Here is a 17,692-nt window from a genome sequence, read left to right on the forward strand (position 1 = left end):
CGTGTACTCGTTTAAGTCACGGGTGACCGCGATGGCCTCGTCGATGTTGTGGTTCTTCCCGAGCGACTGGGTCACGCCCATGCCGAAGAAGATGATCGCGAAACGGCCGCTCTTGAGCGTCTCAGCGACCTCGTAGATCTTCGCTTTCGGGATTCCCGCGACGACGTCAGGGAGCTGCTCGCCCTTGAACGCCACGCGGAGCGCATTGAGGAGTTCATAGTCGCGCCCCTGCTCGATCTGCAGGTGGACATCCGCCACGCTTGCGGTGTCGGTGGGCCGCGGGTCGACGACGATCATCTTGCGGCCGGTGTGGCCCTTGCCGGTGAAGAATCCGCGGGGGAAGATCGAGTACCGGGACATGTGCCGCGGGTGAGCGTGCGCCGGGTTGCATCCCCAGAAGAGGATCCGGTCGGCACGGTTCTTGACCTCACCGAGTGTGCAGCTCGGAATCCCGATATCCTGCACCGCGATGAGGGATGTCCCGTGGCAGACGGTCGCCGTGTTGTCCATGACCGCTCCGACGGCTTCACCGATCTCTGACCCGACAGCCTGGGCTTCACAGTTCGTGGAACTCCAGCCGTACATCAGGGGCTTCTTTGCGTCGGTGAGCATTCTGGCGGTATACTCGGCCGCCTCGTCGTAGGAGATCTCCTTCCATGACCCGTCCTCCTGCCTCATGCGGGGGCGGGTGATACGGTCCTTTGCCTGGGAGTGGAGGAACTTCTCGGCGCCGATAGCGCACGCGTTGTAGACCTCGTGGAGTTCTTTTCCGTCATCGCTGACGACAACTTCGAGGTCATCGCAAAGCGTTCCGCAGAACGGGCAGATTACGTCGGTTACTGTCTTGGTCATGCTAGTTCACCCCTGCATCCCTTGCGCACCAGTTCCAGTGAGCTGAGGACGGGTTCGTTTTTGGCGACCTCCACTTCCACCGGCGTACCTTTAAAGGTAGGCATACCGGTCGAGTAGGTGTTCGGGTTGACCACCATGTTTGCCCAGGGCCCCATCGGTATATACGCTACACCGGGGTGAGGGCCCTGGGTTGCATCGACCGCCTTGACGATGACGCTGCCGTAACTGCTGGTGACGCGTACGTTCGTGTTGCGGTAAGTTCCCAGCTTTTTAAAGTCCGCCGGGTCGAGTTCGATGATCCCGCAGGCGGTGGTGTAGGCGGGTTTTTCCTTCCCCGCCTCCATGGACACCCCCTGCTGGATCGTGCGACCCGTGATCAAATTCACTCTGATTGCCATTCTTATTCATCCCCTGTCTATTGTGTATTATCTGGCAAACTCTTTGAGCGGGCTTGGACCAAGCTCGGTGACGGTCTTGACGACGTCTTCCATGACCGTTCCCCACTTTGCACCCTCGGATGCGGAGACGAAGGTCATTCTGAGACGCTTGTCGTCAAGGCCAATGTTCTTGAGGACACTCTTCAAGAGGAACATCCTCTTGGCTGCCTTGTAGTTGCCCTCAAGGTAGTGGCAGTCGCCGAAGTGACAGCCGGAGACGAGCACGCCGTCCGCCCCGTCCTGGAATGCCTTCAGGATGAAGAGGGGGTCGACCCGGCCCGTGCACATCACGCGGATGGCACGGATGTCGGGTGGATACTGAATACGGGCGCCGCCGGCAAGGTCTGCACCGGCGTAGGAACACCAGTTGCAGATGATGGCGATGATCTTTGGTTTCCAGTTCTCGTCTGCCATTTACTGTTCACCTCCGAGGAGGAATGCATCGATCTGTGCAACGATCTGTGGGGTTGCGAAGTGCTGCATCCAGATTGCACCGCCGGGGCAGAACCCGCCGCAGGTGCCGCAGCCCTTGCACTTGGCTTCGGTGACCTGCATGACCTTGCGGCCGTCCTTCTCGACGAGCGCGAGGGCACCGTAGGGGCACAGGTTGACACACAGTCCGCATCCGGCACATTTCTCCTCGATACACTGGGCGAAGTAGGGCTCGAGCTCCACCTCTCCCTTGTGAATCGGGATGGACGCCGCGGATGCCGCGCCCTCTGCCTGGGCGACCGTGTCCGGAATATCCTTCGGTCCCTGGCAGACGCCAGCGAGGTAGACGCCGGCAGTGGTGGTGCCGCACGGGTTCAGCTTCGGGTGTGCCTCAAGGAGCCAGCCGTCCTGCGAGCAGGAGAGGCCGAAGAGTCTCCGCGTCTTCTCGGTCTCGGCGGAGGGCTCAACGGCGGCCGCGAGCACGACCATGTCGACTTCCATGTCGAGGGGACGGCCGAGGAGCGTATCCTCCGCGTTGACGTGGAGGTTCTTGGTCACCGGGTCTTCGGTGATGTTTGCTACCCTGCCGCGGATGAACTTCGCACCCTCGTCCTGGATGCGGTAGTAGAACTCCTCGTACATCTTCCCGAAGGACCGGATGTCCATGTAGAAGATGTAGGGTACCGCGCCGGGGATCTTCTCGATGATCTGGTGGGCGTGCTTGAGCGAGTACATGCAGCAGAACCGCGAGCAGTACGGCTTGCCGACGCCGGTGTTGTCACGGGAACCCGCACAGAGGACGAATGCGACCTTCTTCGGGGTTTCGCCGTCGCTCGGGCGGACAAGGTGGCCGCCGGTCGGGCCGGACGCACAGATCAGGCGCTCGAACTCGAGCGACGTGATGACGTTGTCGTAGTTCTTGTAGCCCCACTCGAACTTCTTTTCGATGGGGAAGATGTCGTAGCCCGTGGCAAGGATGGCGGTACCGACCTTGACGGTGATGAGTTCGTCCTCTGCGTCGAGGTCGATTGCCTTCTTCTCGCCGCATGCCTCGACACAGAGGCCGCACTTGACGCAGGCGTCGAAGTCGACGGTGTAGATCAGCGGGGAGACCTGCGGGTGGTAGATGTAGACCGCCTTTCTCGGCGCCATGCCGAGCTCGAACGGGTTCGGCTTGATGACCGGGCAAACGGCTTCACAGTCACCGCACCCGGTACAGCCGCCGCCGACGATGCCGCGGGCTTCGGCCTCTGCCGGGGTGAGGACACCACGTGCCTTCTTCCGGAGGGTGACATCGAAGTTGCCGATGTATCCCTCGACCGCCTCGACCTCAGTGTAGGTGAGGAGCTCGATGCCCTCGTGCCGGTAGACATCCACCATCTTCGGGGTCAGGATACACTGCGAGCAGTCCAGCGTCGGGAAGGTCTTGTCGAGCTGGGACATCCTGCCGCCGATCGTGGGGTTCTTCTCCACGAGGTAGGTCTTGATGCCTGCGTTCGCAAGGTCGAGCGCTGCCTGCATGCCGCCGACACCGCCGCCGACGACCATGGCCGCCTTCTCCACGGGGACGCTCTTCGGGATGAGGTCTTCAAGCAGGGAGGCCTTTGCTACGGCGATCCGGACTGCGTCCTTCGCCTTGGATGTGGCCTCTTCGGGCTGGTGCATGTGCACCCACGAGTTCTGCTCGCGGATGTTTGCCATCTCGAACCGGAAGGGGTTCAAGCCGCCCTCAGCGGTTGCGTTACGGAATGTGGGCTCGTGAAGACGGGGTGAACAGGCCGCCACGACGACTCCGGTCAGGTTATGCTCGGCGATTGCCTCCGCGATCTTGTTCTGGCCGGGGGTCGAGCACATGTACTGGTAATCGTCGGCGATGGCGACGTTCGGGAGCGTCTGGGCGTATTCCATTACCGCCTTGACGTCGATGGAGCCCGCGATGTTGGTGCCACAGTGACACACAAAAACGCCAATTCTTGGCTCTTCGTTCTTTTTGACTTCTGCCATGTATTTGCACCTCACAGGATCTTCTTCAGGAACGGCTCAACATCAACGGCATGAAGATCGAGTGCAAGCTCGTCCGGGCTCATGCCCTGTGCCAGTCCCAGGAGTTCGTTGTAGTGCAGGACGGGGAGTCCCCATTCGATGCCGAACTTCTCCTCAATCTCGACCTGTCCCCTGTCGTACTGGAGCTGGCAGAACGGACAGACCTCGGTCAACGCATCCGCGCCCACTTCCTGCAGGTTGATCATCTTCTCGTTCGTGATATCGAGAGCATGTGCCAGGTCGTATCCACGGACACCGCCGCCGGCACCACAGCACTGCATCTTGTTGCGGTACTGGACCGGTTCGGCGCCGAGCGCGGCGACGAGTTCCTCGATCCACATCGGGTTCTCGGTGTCCCCGAAGTGCCGCTCCTTTCCGGGCTTCAGGAGGTGACAACCGTAGTGGACGGCGATCTTCGCGCCGGTCAGGGGGCGCGTGACGCTCTCGGCGATCTTGTCGATGCCTACGATCTTGGGGTCGTAGTAGAGTTCAGCGAGGTGCCAGACATCGATGGTTCCCTTGAACTCCATATCGATCTCTGCAAGCACCTCGTTGGCCCCGTCGCGGAGGTCATCGTTGTGCTTCAGTTTCTCGTTGACTTCATAGATCGACTTGTAGCACCCGTTGCAGATCAGGGTGATGTCCATGCCCATCTGCTCGGCGAGCACGATGTTTCTGGCTGCCATGGCGTACCAGACGTTTAAGTCGATCGCACCGAACGCACCCGGTGCCGGGCAGCAGCTTGCGCCCTTCAGGGGCAGAAGGTCGATGCCGAGATTCGCGCTGGTCCGGATGGCCGACGCCTCAATGCCGGGGTACCGGTTCGGGGCGATGCACCCGAGGAAGAATGCATACTGACGATTGTTTCCACTCATGGTTTCACTCTCCCTCCGCGAGGATTCTGTCTGCTTTCTCTTTCATCTTGTAGTGATCGATGATCTTCCTGAGGCCCGGCAGGTACTCGGGGTACTTGTGCGTCGTCTCAGGTTCTTCATCGAGTCCGAGCTTCTTCCTGGCCGCGCGGTTCGCGTCGTTGTTCGGGACACCGTGGCCGGTCTTGTAGATCGCCTGGACTGTCTTGAGGAAGTTGCGCGGCACAATGTCCCGCTTGAACGCCAGGTTCCTCATCGCCATGATCGCGTCGGTCGGCGCGAGATTACGGGGGCACCGGTCGGTGCAGCTGTAACAGGTGGTGCAGAGCCAGAGGTCCGGGTCGGTGAGGACTTCTTCCTCGAGGCCAAGGATTGCCTTGCGCATGAACAGCCGGATACGGTATGAACTCCGGGGTGCCGAGGGGCACGAACCGGTGCAGGTGCCGCACTGGTAACACATGTGGGCGGCTGTCCGTCCCAGTCTCTCTACCTCTTTGATAAACTCCGGGTTGCTATCGGACACGTAGTAGTTCCTGTCCTGAAGCTTTTCAACGAGTTTCTGGTCTTTATAATCTTTTTTCACTGCCATTGGCTATCCCTCATGCCTCTTCTGCTTCTCCCAGAACTTTGACCTCAATCTCTCCGGGGGCGGCCTCTTTGACCTTCGATGTCCTCGGAGTGAGGAGTTTCTCCTTGATCTGCTTGAAGAGATCCGTTTCTTTATCCTGCATCCGGATACCTGTCCGCCGGAGAACAATCGCATCCTCGCTCGGGCAGGCGTTGACGCAGGCACCGCAGAGGATACAGAAGTCCTTGTTGATGGCGATATTGGCCTCAACCTCTCCCTTCATATCCTTTGCAGGGAGGGGGGACGGCAGGTAGAGCGCGTTGCAGGGGCAGACCTCGACACAGGTCGAGCACCCGCCGGGGCACTTCTCGGGGTGGATCTCGATGTCTCCCTCGAAGATCTTCTCGACGGTGATTGCCTCCTCCGGGCAGGACGTGACGCACCAGGTACAGGTGCAGCAGTTGTCCTGCTCGATGTTGACCTTGCCGGGCAGCTTGCTGCTGATGATCTCGCGTTCGAGGGTGATGCACTCCTGAGGGCAGGCCTCGACGCAGATCATGCATCCGTCGCAGGTGGTCTCTTCCCACTGGACATCTCCTTCGACCTTGCCGGTCTCGGGGTTCGCGGGCTTGCGAACGACGGTGATGCTCGGACAGAGTTCGCCGCAGATGCCGCAGACGTCGCACTTCTCGGTGTCGACGGTAAACGTCGTCTTGGTCTGCAGTGCGGTCTCGCGCGGTTTGCCGGCTTCGTCGCCGCCCTCGAACGCGGGGACGTCACGGTTGATGGCGTCCCTCGGGCAGACTTCCTCACAGATGGTGCACCGGTCGCACTTCTCCTCGTCGATCGTTGTGACCATGTCGTAGGTGGGGAATCCCTCCTGCTCGAGGATCGGGAGGCGCTCCTCCCCGTCGATCTTGAGTGTCATCGCATTGAAGGGGCACATGATGACACAAACGCCACAATACGAACACTTCTCAGGGTCGACGTCGACGGGTTCTGCGTAGTCGATTGCCCCGCGGCGCGTTGCACCGACGGGTCCGAGCACGATCGCCTCTTCCGGGCAGGCGTCGACACAGATGCCACAGCCTGTACAGGTCTCGGCGTTCAGGATCAGGTTATTGACTGCCTTCAGGAGCCTCTGCTCCATGACGACATTCTGACCGTCCCGCGTTTTGGAATACTTTGGAAACAGTGCCATATTCTAGTATCACTCCTAGACTTCCACTTTTCGGGCCTTCGCCCGGCTTTCCCACGGTCCTACAAGCTTGATGACTCCATAGGGGCATGCCTGGACACATACGCCGCAGCCGGCGCAGAGCTCTGAGTTGAAATCAAGGATGACGGCCTTGCCGTCGCGGACCTTGTAGATCTTCTCCTTGGTTGCTGGATCTTCAGTGTAGAGCTCGAGAGCGTCGACCGGACATGCCACCACGCAGTTGTTGCAGCCTGTACATCGTTCCATATTGATGTGCAATGCAAATGCCATGGTATCACGCACCAGATCTGATCGATTAAAAATCGATATAAAAAGAATTGTCAAAGAATATACATAAACTTTCTGAAATCCGGCAGCCTTATATTTCAGAACTATGATTATCCGTCAATTTTTATAAATTAAAACGGGTGCTATGTTAATCCAATGCCCAAAATCTCATTGCTATGCGGACATCGGGGCGCGGGGGGAAATCAAAAACCTTAAATCTTAAATCGGGGTTTTTGATGAAAATCGGTGGTCAATCCGCCCCGGCAACGTTGAGGGCGTGCAGGATCGCTCCCCGGACCGCCGGGGGCGCCCATCCGCGCTCCTGGGGTGGCCCGATGCACGTTGCGCGGTGTGAGAGGCAACCGTTTATGTATCAACCGACTCTTCGCTCTTCGATGGAGGTCTCTGCTCCCCTCCGGAAAACAGTTCTTCTTCTGTGCCCGCAGTCCCTGTGCTGTACCCGGGATTGCCCTGCAGGGCAGGTGGACAGGCCTGCGGGTGTCGTGAAACGTCTCTTCGGATGAAGCCCGGCGCCGGTCGGGTGCGCACGCCCGGGTAAAAAAGAAACCTTATTCTGTCCATATCATAACATTGTAGCAAACGAGGTGTATTCTATCCATGGAACTGAATGGCGTTACTATCGATGATACCTATGCAGAGGCGTTCCCAACCTGGGTGGCACGGCCCGTTATCACCGCGGTCACCGAGGAGTGGGCATACAAGGCAGCAGTGGAGGCCGTAGGGTTTGCCACCTCGACCATCGGGTGTCCGGCGGAGGCAGGTATCGACTGCTTCGTCTCGCCCGACGAGACTCCGGACGGCCGCCCCGGCTACGCGATCATGATCTGCGCGAGCAAGAAGAAGCTGAAAGAGCAGGTTGTGGAGCGTCTCGCCGAGTGCATCCTCACCGCCCCGACGACGGCGGTCTTCGACGGTCTTTCGGACGTCGTCGCCGAGGTCCCGGAGAAACTCCCGGTCAAGCTCCACTTCTTCGGCGACGGCTACGAGGAGAAGCGCGAGGTCGGCGGCAGGACGGTCTGGGCCATCCCGATCATGGAGGGCGAGTATATCGGTGAGGAGGAGTTCGGCGCCGTCAAGGGTGTTGCGGGCGGCAACTTCTTCATCATGGGCGAGAACCAGATGGCCGCCCTGACGGCCGCTCAGGCGGCGGTCGACGCAATCAGCGGCGTCTGCGGTGTCATCACGCCCTTCCCCGGCGGCATCGTCGCGAGCGGTTCGAAGGTCGGCAGCAACAAGTACAAGTTCATGGGCGCAAGCACGAACGAGGCCTACTGCCCGACCCTCCGTGAGAAGGTCGAGGGCAGCAAGGTCCCCGAGGGCGTCAAGGCCATCTACGAGATCGTCATCGACGGCGTCGACGAGGACTCGATCAAGACCGCGATGGCCGAGGGCATCCGGGCGGCGACCAAGGTGCCGGGCGTGAAGTTCATCAGCGCAGGGAACTTCGACGGCAGCCTCGGGAAGTTCAAGTTCGACCTGAAGGACGTCCTGGCTGAGTACCTCTAAATCTCTTTTTTTTGTGGTGGTTCTTGAGGGGACCGTCTGTTTGGTGCTGTTGGCGGGGCCGTGGCCTTTGGAGGCGGGACTGGTGAAGGTTTTCGGTGCGATGAAGGTGATGTGATATCTGGAGTTCAACTGTTGCAAGACTGCGGCCGACAGAACAGTCGAAGCGATGGAAATCCCCGTCCAGTGGACCGTGGGGATATCGCCATGACTGCCCCCGCCCCAGGGGGGTGGGAGGAGCGCGAAGCGCGGGCGGTGGGGGGGCGTAGGTAAAGCTTTACGGGGTAGAGACAGGAGAGGGGGTTGCACCCCCTCCCCGTCAGCCCCTCCCCGCGTGGCGATATCCGATGGAAAGCCGTGGAAGGGCAAGTGATGGACAGAATATTCCAGGTTCTAGTACTTGTTGTCATCTAAACCTAAAATCCGACATCACCTTCGCGGCTTCGCGTGAGACTGTACCGCCTCTATACCAAAACCTCACGCGAAGCCGCGAAGGACGCGAAGACTGAGCGATACCTGCCGGCAACTTCACTTCGCGGCTTCGCGCTCTTCGCGTGAGACCATGGTTTCCGTCCTGGTACATGCAAGAAATTTCTATAATAAGATGACACGGTGCACTAGATAGTTGATTAATCGTCTGAAATTCGAATCCGTTTGCTCCCCGGGCACTCCTCCCGGCACTTCCACCCCCCACTCGATCCCCACTATGAAAGAACCGCCCTCACACTCAACCACCCCCCGCCCGGCTCCCCTCAACCGCGTGGAATAACCGCCCTTTCCCCTCTCGCCACCCCGCCAAATCCCGCTCGGGCTCACCCGCCCCTCCCGATCGATCCCCTTAAATATCGTTATCAACGACATTCTTGTTAACGATTATTTCGGTGACATCATGATTACGCTCACACCCGATGAAGTCAGGGCCCGGTTCGGGCGGTTGTTCTCGATGAAGTTCCTTGCCATGGTCGACCAGAACGCCGGTCTCGCGGAGATCCGCGAGCACTGCCGGGCCCGGGGGACCATCGAGTGGGACGCGGCGAACCGGGTGCGGGCGAAGGGCGCGGTCCGGTCCTGCCACGTCGAGGGCACGACGATGACGATGATCGCCCGGCTGGGCGTATCGCCGGCGAACTTCGGGGCTGCCGGCCAGGAGATCGGCGGGCAGGCGCTCGAGGGGGTCGAGGTCGTCGGAGACGAAGTAGTGACGACCTGGTCGGGCATCGCGGGAGCGGGCGTCGGCGTCGCCGCCTGCCTTCCCCAGGCGCCGGGCGTGATCCGGGCGGAGTATCCTACCGAGGACGATCTCAAGATCGGCGGCGCCCGGGTCTGCCGGGTGCGGATCGTATCGCCGCTGTATGAGAAGGTGACGATCGGGATCGACGACACCGATACCCGCGAGGAGGGTGCCACGTGGGTGCTTGCGCTCAAGTGCGCCGAGGCCTGCACGATCCCCGGGGTCGAGTACCTGGACATGCGCCTCGTGCAGTTGAACCCCGCGGTTCCGAAGAAGACCACCAACTGTGTCGGTTCGGCCCTGAACTTTGCCGTCCGGCCGGGCAAGGTGGACGAACTCCTCGAATACGTCCGCGACTTCATCGAGTCGGAAGCGGTCAGCAACGATACCGGCATCGCCGTCTACCGCGGGATTGCGTTTACAGAAGAGTCCCCGTATCTCAAGCGGGTCAAGACCGAGCTCCTGACGGTTGACGACGCGGAGGCGGAGGCGGCACGGATGGGCGTCCAATTCATCGACTCGACCGGGAGGAAGGGCAGAATCGGGGCTCTGGGTGCCGTTCTCTGGGGGAACAAAGGCGTTGAGGCGGCTGGATTGTATGGAGAGACTCTCTGATCCGTATACGATACGGTATCCGCAGATCGTGGCGGTGGCCGACGAAAGCGGCGGGCAGGTGGAACTCGTCGAGTTCTTCGACTGCACCGGCGGCGCGATGTGGGTGAAGCGGCACTACGCACAGAGCCCGCTCGTTAGCTCCATCCACACCGTGGGGTCGACCAACCGCTACCTCCTCTCGACCGGGAGCGCCGACCTCTCGCTCGAGGGCTCGGTCTTCCCGGCAGGGATCGCCGCCGTCGCCGTCAAAGAGGATGAGATCGCCGTCACCTACCGGGGGCTCGGCGGCGGGGGTGTGGGGGCGTCCATCTGTCGCGCCACGGCTCGCGGCGTCGTCCGCTGCGTGAGCGACCCTGCCGGTGGTGGGCGGCTCTCCGGCTCAACCGTCTGGCTTCCGCGGCGTGAGCGGGTGATCATCGGCATCGACGACACCGATACCCCCGAGGAGGGCGCCACCTGGACGCTCGCGCACAACATCGCACGCGCCGTCGAGGACGACCGTTCGCGCTACCTCTCCCACACCATCGTTCAGCTCTATCCTGTTCCCTACCGGACCAAGAACTGCGTCGCCATCGCCTGCGAGTTCGCCACTTCCGATCCCGAGGGGCTGATCAGGAACTACCGCGATCTCCTCGAAGAGTACACCCTCTCGGACGAGACCGGGATGGCGGTCTGGCGGGGGTTCGACCCCTCGCCGCTCGAAGAGTTCGGCTGCCGCGTGAAGCGGGGCGAGGTCTCCGCAGACGACCTTGCCGCCCTCGATGACCCGCGTCTCGCGATCGTCATGGACGGCCGGGGCGTGATCGGGGCGGTTGCGGCGATCCCGTTCTACACGCGATATGAGGAGGCGCTGGCGCTATGGAATGGAAACGGCTGAAAGCCCGGGTGCTCGAGGCAGGCTCCGTCCGCCTCTCCGGCAAGCCATCAGACGAATACGTATCGCGCTCCGCCGCCGGCCCCTCGGCCGGGACGCCCGGTTCACTCTTCTTCTCCCCCGTCGCCGGCCGGCGTCTCCGGGCCGGCATCGATGATACCAGCCCCATCGAGATCGTTCACCGGGGAGGCGGCGCGGCCGACCTCCTTGTCGACGGCGAATCCGTTGCCGGCCGGCTCGAACCCGCCGCTCTCCACTGCCCCCGCCAGGCCTACATCACGATCAGCGGGACGTGTATCTTCCACTGTCGCTACTGCCCGGTGCCGGCGCTCCCCGGACGGCGAAAGGAGATCGACGAGATCGTCCGCATGGTCGAGAGCGTCGCCGACCGGATCGATGCCATCGCGATCACGAGCGGCGTCGCCTCCTCGATCGAGGAGGAGGAGGCGTACGTCACCGAGGTCGTTTCGGCGCTCCGCCCGTTCGGTCTTCCCATCGGCGTCTCGATCTACCCCTGCCCCGGGACTCCGGCCCGGCTTCACGCTCTCGGCGTCGTCGAGGTGAAGTTCAACATCGAGGCGGCGACGGAGGCGCTCTTCTCGGAGATGTGCCCCGGCCTCTCGTGGGAAGGGGTCCGGGAGGCCCTCTCGTCCTCCGTCGCGCTCTTCGGGCGGGGGAGGGTCTACTCCAACGTCATCATCGGCCTCGGCGAGACCGACGAAGACCTGGCGCGGGTGATAGAAGACCTCGCCGCCATCGGGGTCATCCCGGTTCTGCGCCCCCTCACCCCGGCGGCGTCTCTTGCGGGGATGCCGCGCCCCTCCGCCGAACGGCTGCTCTCGCTCTTTGAGGTTCACGGGAGGATCCTTCGCCGGGCGGGGCTCGACCCCCGCCGGGCGCTGACGATGTGTGCGGCGTGCACCGGGTGCGATCTTACGCCGGGGAGGGACGCATGAAGGGCGCCGAAGCGCTCGCCCGGGCGATCCGGCAGTCGGCGGACCGGTGCTACGCCGTCCCCGGCTACCCGGTATCGGAGGTTGCCGCCCTGGCGGGGGCCTCGAACACCGTCAACGAGAAGACGGCGCTCGAGTATGCCCTCGGCGACTCCCTCTCCGGGCGGAGGGCCGCGGTCTTCGTCAAGCACGTCGGCCTCAACGCCTGCGCCGACCCGCTCGTTCACGCCACCGCCCAGGGCCTCCGGTCGGGTGTTGTGATCGTCGCCGCCGACGACGTCGGTGCGGCGGCTTCGGACGTCGTGCAGGACTCCCGCTACTACGGCGAGGTGGCCCGGGTTCCGGTTCTGGAGCCCGACGGCGAGACGCTCGGCCTTGCCGTCGACGCGGCGTTCGAGGCCTCGGAGGCATTCTCGCGGGTTGCCATCGTCAGGGTCACGCCCGCCTTGCTGGACGCGGACGTGCCCGAACCTCTCTCATCTCCCCGGCGGCGCCGGGAGGGGTGTCTCGCCGACCCCGGACTCACGATGGCCGGCCGGGCGCTGATGGCCGACTGCCGGACCGCGGCGATGTTTGCCTGGTCGCGTTCCTCGCCGCTGAACCGGTTCTCGGGCGCCAGATTCCGTCCCGTCACCGTCTACCCGCCGCCGGCTGACCCGGACGTGCTCGCCTCGCTCCACGAGACCGGTCGCCCCTTCCTCCGGGAGCACCGGCTGCTCGATCCGCCTGAAGCCGCCGGGGAGCCGGAACGGTTATCCGGCCGCGGCTACTACCGGACGTTCTGCCGGAACTGCCCGTTCCACCCGACCCTTGCCATCCTCCGCGAACGTGGGCTGCGGGCGGCCTGCGACGCCGGGTGCGCGATCCTTGCGATGAACCCGCCCTACCGCATCGGCATCGCCACCTACGGCCTCGGGTCGTCGGTCGCCGTGGCCGCGACCGGTCCGGGCGTCGCGCTCACCGGCGACTACGCGCTCCTGCATTCGGGGTTGAACGCCCTCATCGACGTCTACGAACGCAAACTCCCGCTCCTCTGTATCGTCTTTGCGAACAACCGGATGGGGATGACCGGCGGTCACCCCGTCCCCGACATCCTTCGCTACATCGGCTGGGCAAACCCGGTCGTCTGCGCCGCAGACGACATCGCGGCGCTTCGCCGGGTTCTCGTCGTCCCACAGGACGGCCCCCGGACGATGGTGATCGAAGGCTCCTGCCCTGAAGGTGAGACCCATGAAACCGTGGAATATCGAGATCTGTGATGTAACGCTGCGAGACGGGGAGCAGACTCCCGGCGTCTCGTTTACCCGCGATGAGAAGATGACGATCGCGGCATTGCTCGACGAGATCGGCGTGGAGGTGATCGAGGCCGGGTTTCCCGTGGTCTCCGCGGCGGAGAAGGAGTGCGTCGCGGCCATCGCCCGGGCTGGTCTATCTGCCCGGGTCTGCTGTCTCGCACGGGCGCTCAAGCCCGATATCGAGGCGGCGCTCGACTGCGATGTGGATATGGTCAGCATATTCTTCGCGACCTCTGATCTTCACATCCGGCACAAGTACCGAAAATCCCGCGAAGAGGTGCTCGACGGCGCTCTCGACATGGTGGAGTTCGCCGCCGATCACGGCGTGCAGGTGCGGTTCGCCGCCGAAGACGCTTCGCGAACCGACCCGGCGTTTCTCATCGAGATGTATACTCGTGGCGTCGAGCGCGGCGCGAACCTCGTCAGTTTCGCGGATACCGTCGGCTGCCTCACGCCGCTCGAGATTCACGCGGTCGTCACCCGTCTCCTCGATGCGGCCCCCCTCCCGCTCTGTATCCACTGCCACAACGACCTCGGGCTTGCGACGGCAAACACCGTCACGGCCGCGGCCGCCGGGGCGTTCCAGCTCCACACCACCGTCAACGGCATCGGGGAGCGTGCGGGCAACGCGGCACTCGAACAGGTGCTCGCCGTCCTGCGGCTGAAGGGCGGCGTCGACCGCTACGACCTCTCCCGCCTGCAGGAGATCTCGCGCCTGGTCGCCCGGTGCTCGGGCATTACCCCGGAACGCACCCGGCCGGTCGTCGGCGAGAATGCGTTTGCTCACGAGAGCGGCATCCATATCGCCGCGATCCTCTGCGATCCGTTGACCTACGAGTACGTCCCGCCGGAACTGGTGGGCGGTGAGCGGCGCTTCGTCCTCGGGAAGCATACGGGGAGGCGGGCGCTCGAACACGTCGCGAAGGCCTATGGGTTCGACCTCTCCGACGACGAGGCGCGGTGGGTGCTCGAGCAGGTCAAACAGAAGAGCGAGGGCAAGTGCAGCGTCACCCGCGAGGTGCTCTGCAATCTTCTGCGAGCGGCAAAGGAGGGGATTGTCCAGTGAGCACGCTCTCCGAAGCGTTCCTCGGCGCGCCGGCGGGGGAATACGTGGATCGAGAGGTCGATATAGCCTTTGCCCACGACGGGACCGGCGTCCTCGCCCGGGAAGCGCTCCGGGAGATGGGGGTGGAGCGGCTCCCGCACCCCGACCGCCTGCGCCTGGTCTTCGACCACATCGTCCCGGCGAACACCGGGACGACGGCGACGCTTCAGGCCGAGCTCCGCGAGTACGCCGGGGTATCGGGGATCGCGCTCTCGGATGCCGGCGGGGGGATCTGCCACCAGGTGATGAGCGAAGGGGTCGTCCGGCCCGGGATGATCGTCGTCGGCGCCGATTCCCATACCTGCACCCTCGGTGCCTTCGGCGCGTTCGCTACCGGGGTAGGGGCGACCGATATGGCGGCGATCTGGGCTTCGGGGGAGACGTGGTTCCGCGTCCCGGAGACGATCGCGGTCAACCTGGAAGGGCGGCTCTCCGGCGCTTCGGAGCCAAAAGACGTCGCTCTCGCCTACGTCGCGGACCTCGGGATGGAAGGCGCGACCTACCGGGCGCTGGAGTTCGTGGGCGACGGGGCGGCAGGGATCTCCATGGACGGGCGGCTGACGCTCTCGAACATGGCGGTCGAGACCGGGGCGAAGACAGGTATGTTCTACGCCGATCCGGTCACCGTCCGCTACCTCGCGGACCACGGGGTTGCGGCCTCGCCGCAGGTGCCGGAGGACAGCCACTACGAACGGACGGTCGCGATCGATCTCGCCGATATCGTGCCTCTCGTCGCGGTCCCGCACCGGGTGGATACCGTCTGCGAGGCCGAAGAGGTCGCGGGCACGCACCTCGACCAGGTCTTTGTCGGCACCTGCACGAACGGCCGCTACGAAGACCTTGCCCGGTTCGCCAGGATCGTCCGGGGGAAGAAGGTGGCCGTCCGAACCCTGGTGTTCCCCGCATCCCGTTCGGTGCTCTCCCGGGCAATCGCCACCGGCGTCCTTGCCGATATCGTGGATGCGGGCTGTGTGGTAGGATCGCCCGGGTGCGGGCCGTGTCTCGGGGCGCACGCCGGGGTGCTCGGGGAGGGGGAGGTCTGCCTCTCCACCGCCAACCGGAACTTCAAGAACCGGATGGGCGTGGGCGGCGAGATCTACCTCTCGTCGGTCGCCACCGCCGCAGCGAGCGCGATTACGGGTGTCATAACCGTGCCGGAGGTGGTATGATGCAGGGCACCGGGCCGGCAATCTGTCTCGGGAACGACATCGACACCGACCTCATCATCGCGGGCCGCTACCTCCGGACGAAAGACCGCTCGGTCTGGGCGGAGCACGTCTTCGAGGACCTCGACCCGATGCTCGCTTCCCGCCTTTCGGGATCGGTCATCGTCGCCGGGAGGAACATGGGCTGCGGGTCGTCCCGCGAGCAGGCGGTGGTCGCTCTCCGCGAGGCAGGGGTGGTTGCGGTCGTCGCGGAGTCGTTCGCCCGCATCTTCTTCAGGAACGCCGTCAACGTCGGCCTGCCGGTGATCGAGGCCTCTGTCGCCTGCACCGACAGCGCCCGCGTCGCTTTCGACCTCGATAGCGGGTGGGTGGAGGTGGATGGGAAACGGTATCCCGCCCGCCCGCTTTCGGAAAAGATGGTCGGCATCCTCCGGGCCGGAGGGATGGTTCCCTACTGGAGGTCGTGCCGATGATCTTCCCGCCCCACTGCAAGTTTGTCGGATCCGCGAACGGCACCCCGTGCGGGAAGCGGGCCTACTTCCTCTCGCGATACCTTGTCCGGGAGACTCCGGACGGCACGGAGGTCATCGAGGTGGAGACCGACCCGAACGGGACCGGCCTGATGCGCGACGTCCTCTCGGCCCGTGTGGTCGCCTCCGGTGACGATGTCTACCGCTACCCGGAACGCGTGAATGTCCAGGATCGAACATTCTTGGTGCAGGAGGCGATGCGGTCCGGGTACCGGTGCACCGTGTTCTGCGGCCACGGCGAACAGACCACGTTCGTGCTCGACCCGGACCTCTCGGCCTTCCTCCGCATCCACGTCTACGACATCACCCCGCCCCGCCCCCACCTCTCGGCCACGCTCGGCGACCTCGAGAGAACCGGGATCTTCGGCGACCTCGAGATTGTCTTCGAGCACCACGTCCGCGACATCCGCGAGATCAAAGCCGACGTCTACCCCTGCCGGGCGGCCGGGTTCCCCCGCACCGTTGACGCCGACCCGTTCCGGCCCGGCGACCGCGTGGCAGGCTGCCTGACGGCACGGGAACTGCTGCGGGAGTGCTACGGCGAAGGGGTTACGGTGGAGAACATCTGTCCGCTTGAGAAGGTTGCAGCCGAGCCGTTCATCGCCCGATGCTGCAGGAGCGAGCGGGCCGGGCTCGGGCTCAGGAACGGCCTCTTTGGCGCGGTGGTACACTGGGGGGCGTCGTCGTGGGAGATCGCGGAGGCGGCAAGAGAGGTCGCAACCGCGTGGAGGAAGCAGAATGGTGAAGGTAGCGGTCGTTGAGGGCGACGGCATCGGGCGCGAGGTCGTCCCGGTCGCCCGCGACATCCTCGCGGCCGTGCGCCCGGATATCGAGTTCTTCGACGTCGAGGTGGGCTACGACCGGTGGGAGCGGACCGGGAGCGCCTGCGACGAGGAGACGATCGCCGCTCTCCGGTCGGCGGACGCAATCCTCTTCGGGGCAATCACGACGCCGCCCGACCCCGGCTACCGGAGCGTCCTCGTGCAGATTCGCCGTGCTCTCGACCTCTACGCGAACGTCCGCCCGATCCGGGGCGAGGGGGTCGACGTCGTCATCGTGCGGGAGAACACCGAAGGTCTCTACTCCGGCATCGGGTGGACGGAGCCTGATCGCGCCTGCACCGTCCGGGTCGTCTCCCGCCGGGGGAGCGAACGGATCGCCCGCTACGCCTGCACCCTTGCGAAGTCCCGCCGCCACCTCACCGTCGGCAACAAGGCGAACGTGCTGAAGTCGGACTGCCTCTTCGTCGAGGTCTGCACCGCGGAGGCCGCCCGGGCGGGAGTGCCCTGCACCTTCTGCTACATCGACGCGCTCTGCCTCGATCTCCTGATGCACCCGGACCGCTACGACGTGATCGTGACGACCAACATCTTCGGCGACATCCTCTCCGACGCCGCCGCCTACCTTGTCGGGGGGCTCGGGCTGCTCCCGAGCGCCAATATCGGGGAGGGGCACGCTCTTTTCGAGCCCGTCCACGGGAGCGCTCCCGACATCGCGGGCAAAAACGTCGCAAACCCCATTGCGGCCATTCAAAGCGCCGCGATGCTGCTCGAACACCTCGGCGATCCCGCGTCCGCGGCGGTTGTCGAGGAGGCCGTCGACCGGGTGCTCCGTGCAGGCATCCGGACACCCGACCTCGGGGGAGCCGCCGGCACCCGGGAGTTCGGGGCGGCGGTGCTCCGCGAGGTCGGGCGGGGGAAGGCCTAAGC

Annotated in this window: 18 protein-coding genes; 10 read left to right on the forward strand and 8 right to left on the reverse strand. The window is 63.8% G+C overall.

Going from position 1 to position 17,692, the window contains the following annotated elements; genetic code table 11:
- The 8 genes from FGW20_RS12500 to FGW20_RS12535 form a co-directional block, all read right to left on the reverse strand.
- The coding region (locus FGW20_RS12500; RefSeq protein WP_301678418.1) for a formylmethanofuran dehydrogenase subunit B at positions 1-852 on the reverse strand (852 nt) is incomplete at its 3' end.
- Entirely contained in the window at positions 849-1,250 is a 402-nt protein-coding gene (locus tag FGW20_RS12505) for a molybdopterin dinucleotide binding domain-containing protein (protein WP_301678419.1), read from the reverse strand. The genes FGW20_RS12500 and FGW20_RS12505, both read right to left, overlap by 4 nt.
- A 27-nt stretch (positions 1,251-1,277) precedes the next feature.
- Entirely contained in the window at positions 1,278-1,703 is a 426-nt protein-coding gene (locus FGW20_RS12510; RefSeq protein WP_048114239.1) for a hydrogenase iron-sulfur subunit, read from the reverse strand.
- The gene (locus FGW20_RS12515; protein WP_301678420.1) at positions 1,704-3,725 is read right to left on the reverse strand and encodes a CoB--CoM heterodisulfide reductase iron-sulfur subunit A family protein; all 2,022 of its coding nucleotides are present in this window, start codon (positions 3,723-3,725) and stop codon (positions 1,704-1,706) included. It abuts the gene before it with no gap.
- Between the two features lie 11 nt (positions 3,726-3,736).
- Positions 3,737-4,639 (reverse strand): CoB--CoM heterodisulfide reductase subunit B, encoded by a 903-nt coding sequence (hdrB, locus tag FGW20_RS12520; RefSeq protein ID WP_301678421.1) that lies wholly within the window; start codon positions 4,637-4,639, stop codon positions 3,737-3,739.
- A 4-nt stretch (positions 4,640-4,643) separates the two neighbouring features.
- Entirely contained in the window at positions 4,644-5,225 is a 582-nt protein-coding gene (gene hdrC, locus FGW20_RS12525) for a CoB--CoM heterodisulfide reductase subunit C (protein WP_301678422.1), read from the reverse strand.
- Positions 5,226-5,235: 10 nt separating this feature from the next.
- The gene (locus FGW20_RS12530) at positions 5,236-6,405 is read right to left on the reverse strand and encodes a 4Fe-4S binding protein (RefSeq protein WP_301678423.1); all 1,170 of its coding nucleotides are present in this window, start codon (positions 6,403-6,405) and stop codon (positions 5,236-5,238) included.
- A gap of 15 nt (positions 6,406-6,420) precedes the next feature.
- Positions 6,421-6,693: a ferredoxin family protein gene (locus tag FGW20_RS12535; protein ID WP_301678424.1), complete on the reverse strand. Its 273-nt coding sequence runs from the start codon at positions 6,691-6,693 to the stop codon at positions 6,421-6,423.
- Positions 6,694-7,308: 615 nt separating this feature from the next.
- Here FGW20_RS12535 and fhcD point away from each other — a divergent pair.
- From fhcD to FGW20_RS12585, 10 genes are all read left to right on the forward strand, one after another.
- Positions 7,309-8,217 carry a formylmethanofuran--tetrahydromethanopterin N-formyltransferase gene (fhcD, locus tag FGW20_RS12540; RefSeq protein ID WP_301678425.1) on the forward strand — a complete coding sequence of 303 codons (909 nt, stop codon included), beginning with the start codon at positions 7,309-7,311 and terminating at the stop codon, positions 8,215-8,217.
- An 886-nt stretch (positions 8,218-9,103) separates the two neighbouring features.
- Positions 9,104-10,060 carry a tRNA(Ile)(2)-agmatinylcytidine synthase gene (locus FGW20_RS12545; RefSeq protein WP_301678426.1) on the forward strand — a complete coding sequence of 319 codons (957 nt, stop codon included), beginning with the start codon at positions 9,104-9,106 and terminating at the stop codon, positions 10,058-10,060.
- Entirely contained in the window at positions 10,044-10,937 is an 894-nt protein-coding gene (gene mmp11, locus FGW20_RS12550) for a methanogenesis marker protein 11 (RefSeq protein WP_301678427.1), read from the forward strand. The genes FGW20_RS12545 and mmp11 overlap by 17 nt, the downstream gene beginning before the upstream one ends.
- Positions 10,919-11,890, forward strand: coding sequence for a radical SAM protein (locus tag FGW20_RS12555; RefSeq protein ID WP_301678428.1), 972 nt, complete (start codon positions 10,919-10,921; stop codon positions 11,888-11,890). The genes mmp11 and FGW20_RS12555 overlap by 19 nt, the downstream gene beginning before the upstream one ends.
- Positions 11,887-13,146 (forward strand): thiamine pyrophosphate-dependent enzyme, encoded by a 1,260-nt coding sequence (locus FGW20_RS12560; RefSeq protein ID WP_301678429.1) that lies wholly within the window; start codon positions 11,887-11,889, stop codon positions 13,144-13,146. Before FGW20_RS12555 ends, FGW20_RS12560 begins: the two co-directional genes overlap by 4 nt.
- The gene (locus tag FGW20_RS12565) at positions 13,118-14,248 is read left to right on the forward strand and encodes a homocitrate synthase family protein (RefSeq protein ID WP_301678430.1); all 1,131 of its coding nucleotides are present in this window, start codon (positions 13,118-13,120) and stop codon (positions 14,246-14,248) included. Before FGW20_RS12560 ends, FGW20_RS12565 begins: the two co-directional genes overlap by 29 nt.
- Complete coding sequence (locus tag FGW20_RS12570; protein ID WP_301678431.1) at positions 14,245-15,456, forward strand: aconitase/3-isopropylmalate dehydratase large subunit family protein; 1,212 nt, start codon at positions 14,245-14,247, stop codon at positions 15,454-15,456. Before FGW20_RS12565 ends, FGW20_RS12570 begins: the two co-directional genes overlap by 4 nt.
- Entirely contained in the window at positions 15,456-15,926 is a 471-nt protein-coding gene (locus FGW20_RS12575) for a LeuD/DmdB family oxidoreductase small subunit (protein ID WP_301678449.1), read from the forward strand. Before FGW20_RS12570 ends, FGW20_RS12575 begins: the two co-directional genes overlap by 1 nt.
- A complete protein-coding gene (locus FGW20_RS12580) occupies positions 15,923-16,744 on the forward strand; it encodes a DUF7714 family protein (protein ID WP_301678432.1) in 822 nt (273 codons plus the stop codon). The genes FGW20_RS12575 and FGW20_RS12580 overlap by 4 nt, the downstream gene beginning before the upstream one ends.
- Complete coding sequence (locus FGW20_RS12585) at positions 16,722-17,690, forward strand: isocitrate/isopropylmalate dehydrogenase family protein (protein WP_301678433.1); 969 nt, start codon at positions 16,722-16,724, stop codon at positions 17,688-17,690. The genes FGW20_RS12580 and FGW20_RS12585 overlap by 23 nt, the downstream gene beginning before the upstream one ends.
- Positions 17,691-17,692: the final 2 nt, after the last annotated feature.

The sequence above is a fragment of the Methanoculleus methanifontis genome, assembly GCF_030464365.1.
Lineage (GTDB): Archaea > Halobacteriota > Methanomicrobia > Methanomicrobiales > Methanoculleaceae > Methanoculleus > Methanoculleus methanifontis.

Bases quoted from the DNA above. Each gene is read 5' to 3' on its own strand.
- FGW20_RS12515 (WP_301678420.1), bottom strand. From the start codon at position 3,725: ATGGCAGAAGTCAAAAAGAACGAAGAGCCAAGAATTGGCGTTTTTGTG.
- FGW20_RS12545 (WP_301678426.1), top strand. From the start codon at position 9,104: ATGATTACGCTCACACCCGATGAAGTCAGGGCCCGGTTCGGGCGGTTG.
- mmp11 (WP_301678427.1), top strand. From the start codon at position 10,044: ATGGAGAGACTCTCTGATCCGTATACGATACGGTATCCGCAGATCGTG.
- FGW20_RS12565 (WP_301678430.1), top strand. From the start codon at position 13,118: ATGAAACCGTGGAATATCGAGATCTGTGATGTAACGCTGCGAGACGGG.
- hdrC (WP_301678422.1), bottom strand. From the start codon at position 5,225: ATGGCAGTGAAAAAAGATTATAAAGACCAGAAACTCGTTGAAAAGCTT.
- FGW20_RS12585 (WP_301678433.1), top strand. From the start codon at position 16,722: ATGGTGAAGGTAGCGGTCGTTGAGGGCGACGGCATCGGGCGCGAGGTC.
- FGW20_RS12580 (WP_301678432.1), top strand. From the start codon at position 15,923: ATGATCTTCCCGCCCCACTGCAAGTTTGTCGGATCCGCGAACGGCACC.
- FGW20_RS12560 (WP_301678429.1), top strand. From the start codon at position 11,887: ATGAAGGGCGCCGAAGCGCTCGCCCGGGCGATCCGGCAGTCGGCGGAC.
- FGW20_RS12555 (WP_301678428.1), top strand. From the start codon at position 10,919: ATGGAATGGAAACGGCTGAAAGCCCGGGTGCTCGAGGCAGGCTCCGTC.
- FGW20_RS12530 (WP_301678423.1), bottom strand. From the start codon at position 6,405: ATGGCACTGTTTCCAAAGTATTCCAAAACGCGGGACGGTCAGAATGTC.
- FGW20_RS12510 (WP_048114239.1), bottom strand. From the start codon at position 1,703: ATGGCAGACGAGAACTGGAAACCAAAGATCATCGCCATCATCTGCAAC.
- FGW20_RS12505 (WP_301678419.1), bottom strand. From the start codon at position 1,250: ATGGCAATCAGAGTGAATTTGATCACGGGTCGCACGATCCAGCAGGGG.
- hdrB (WP_301678421.1), bottom strand. From the start codon at position 4,639: ATGAGTGGAAACAATCGTCAGTATGCATTCTTCCTCGGGTGCATCGCC.
- FGW20_RS12535 (WP_301678424.1), bottom strand. From the start codon at position 6,693: ATGGCATTTGCATTGCACATCAATATGGAACGATGTACAGGCTGCAAC.
- FGW20_RS12575 (WP_301678449.1), top strand. From the start codon at position 15,456: ATGCAGGGCACCGGGCCGGCAATCTGTCTCGGGAACGACATCGACACC.
- fhcD (WP_301678425.1), top strand. From the start codon at position 7,309: ATGGAACTGAATGGCGTTACTATCGATGATACCTATGCAGAGGCGTTC.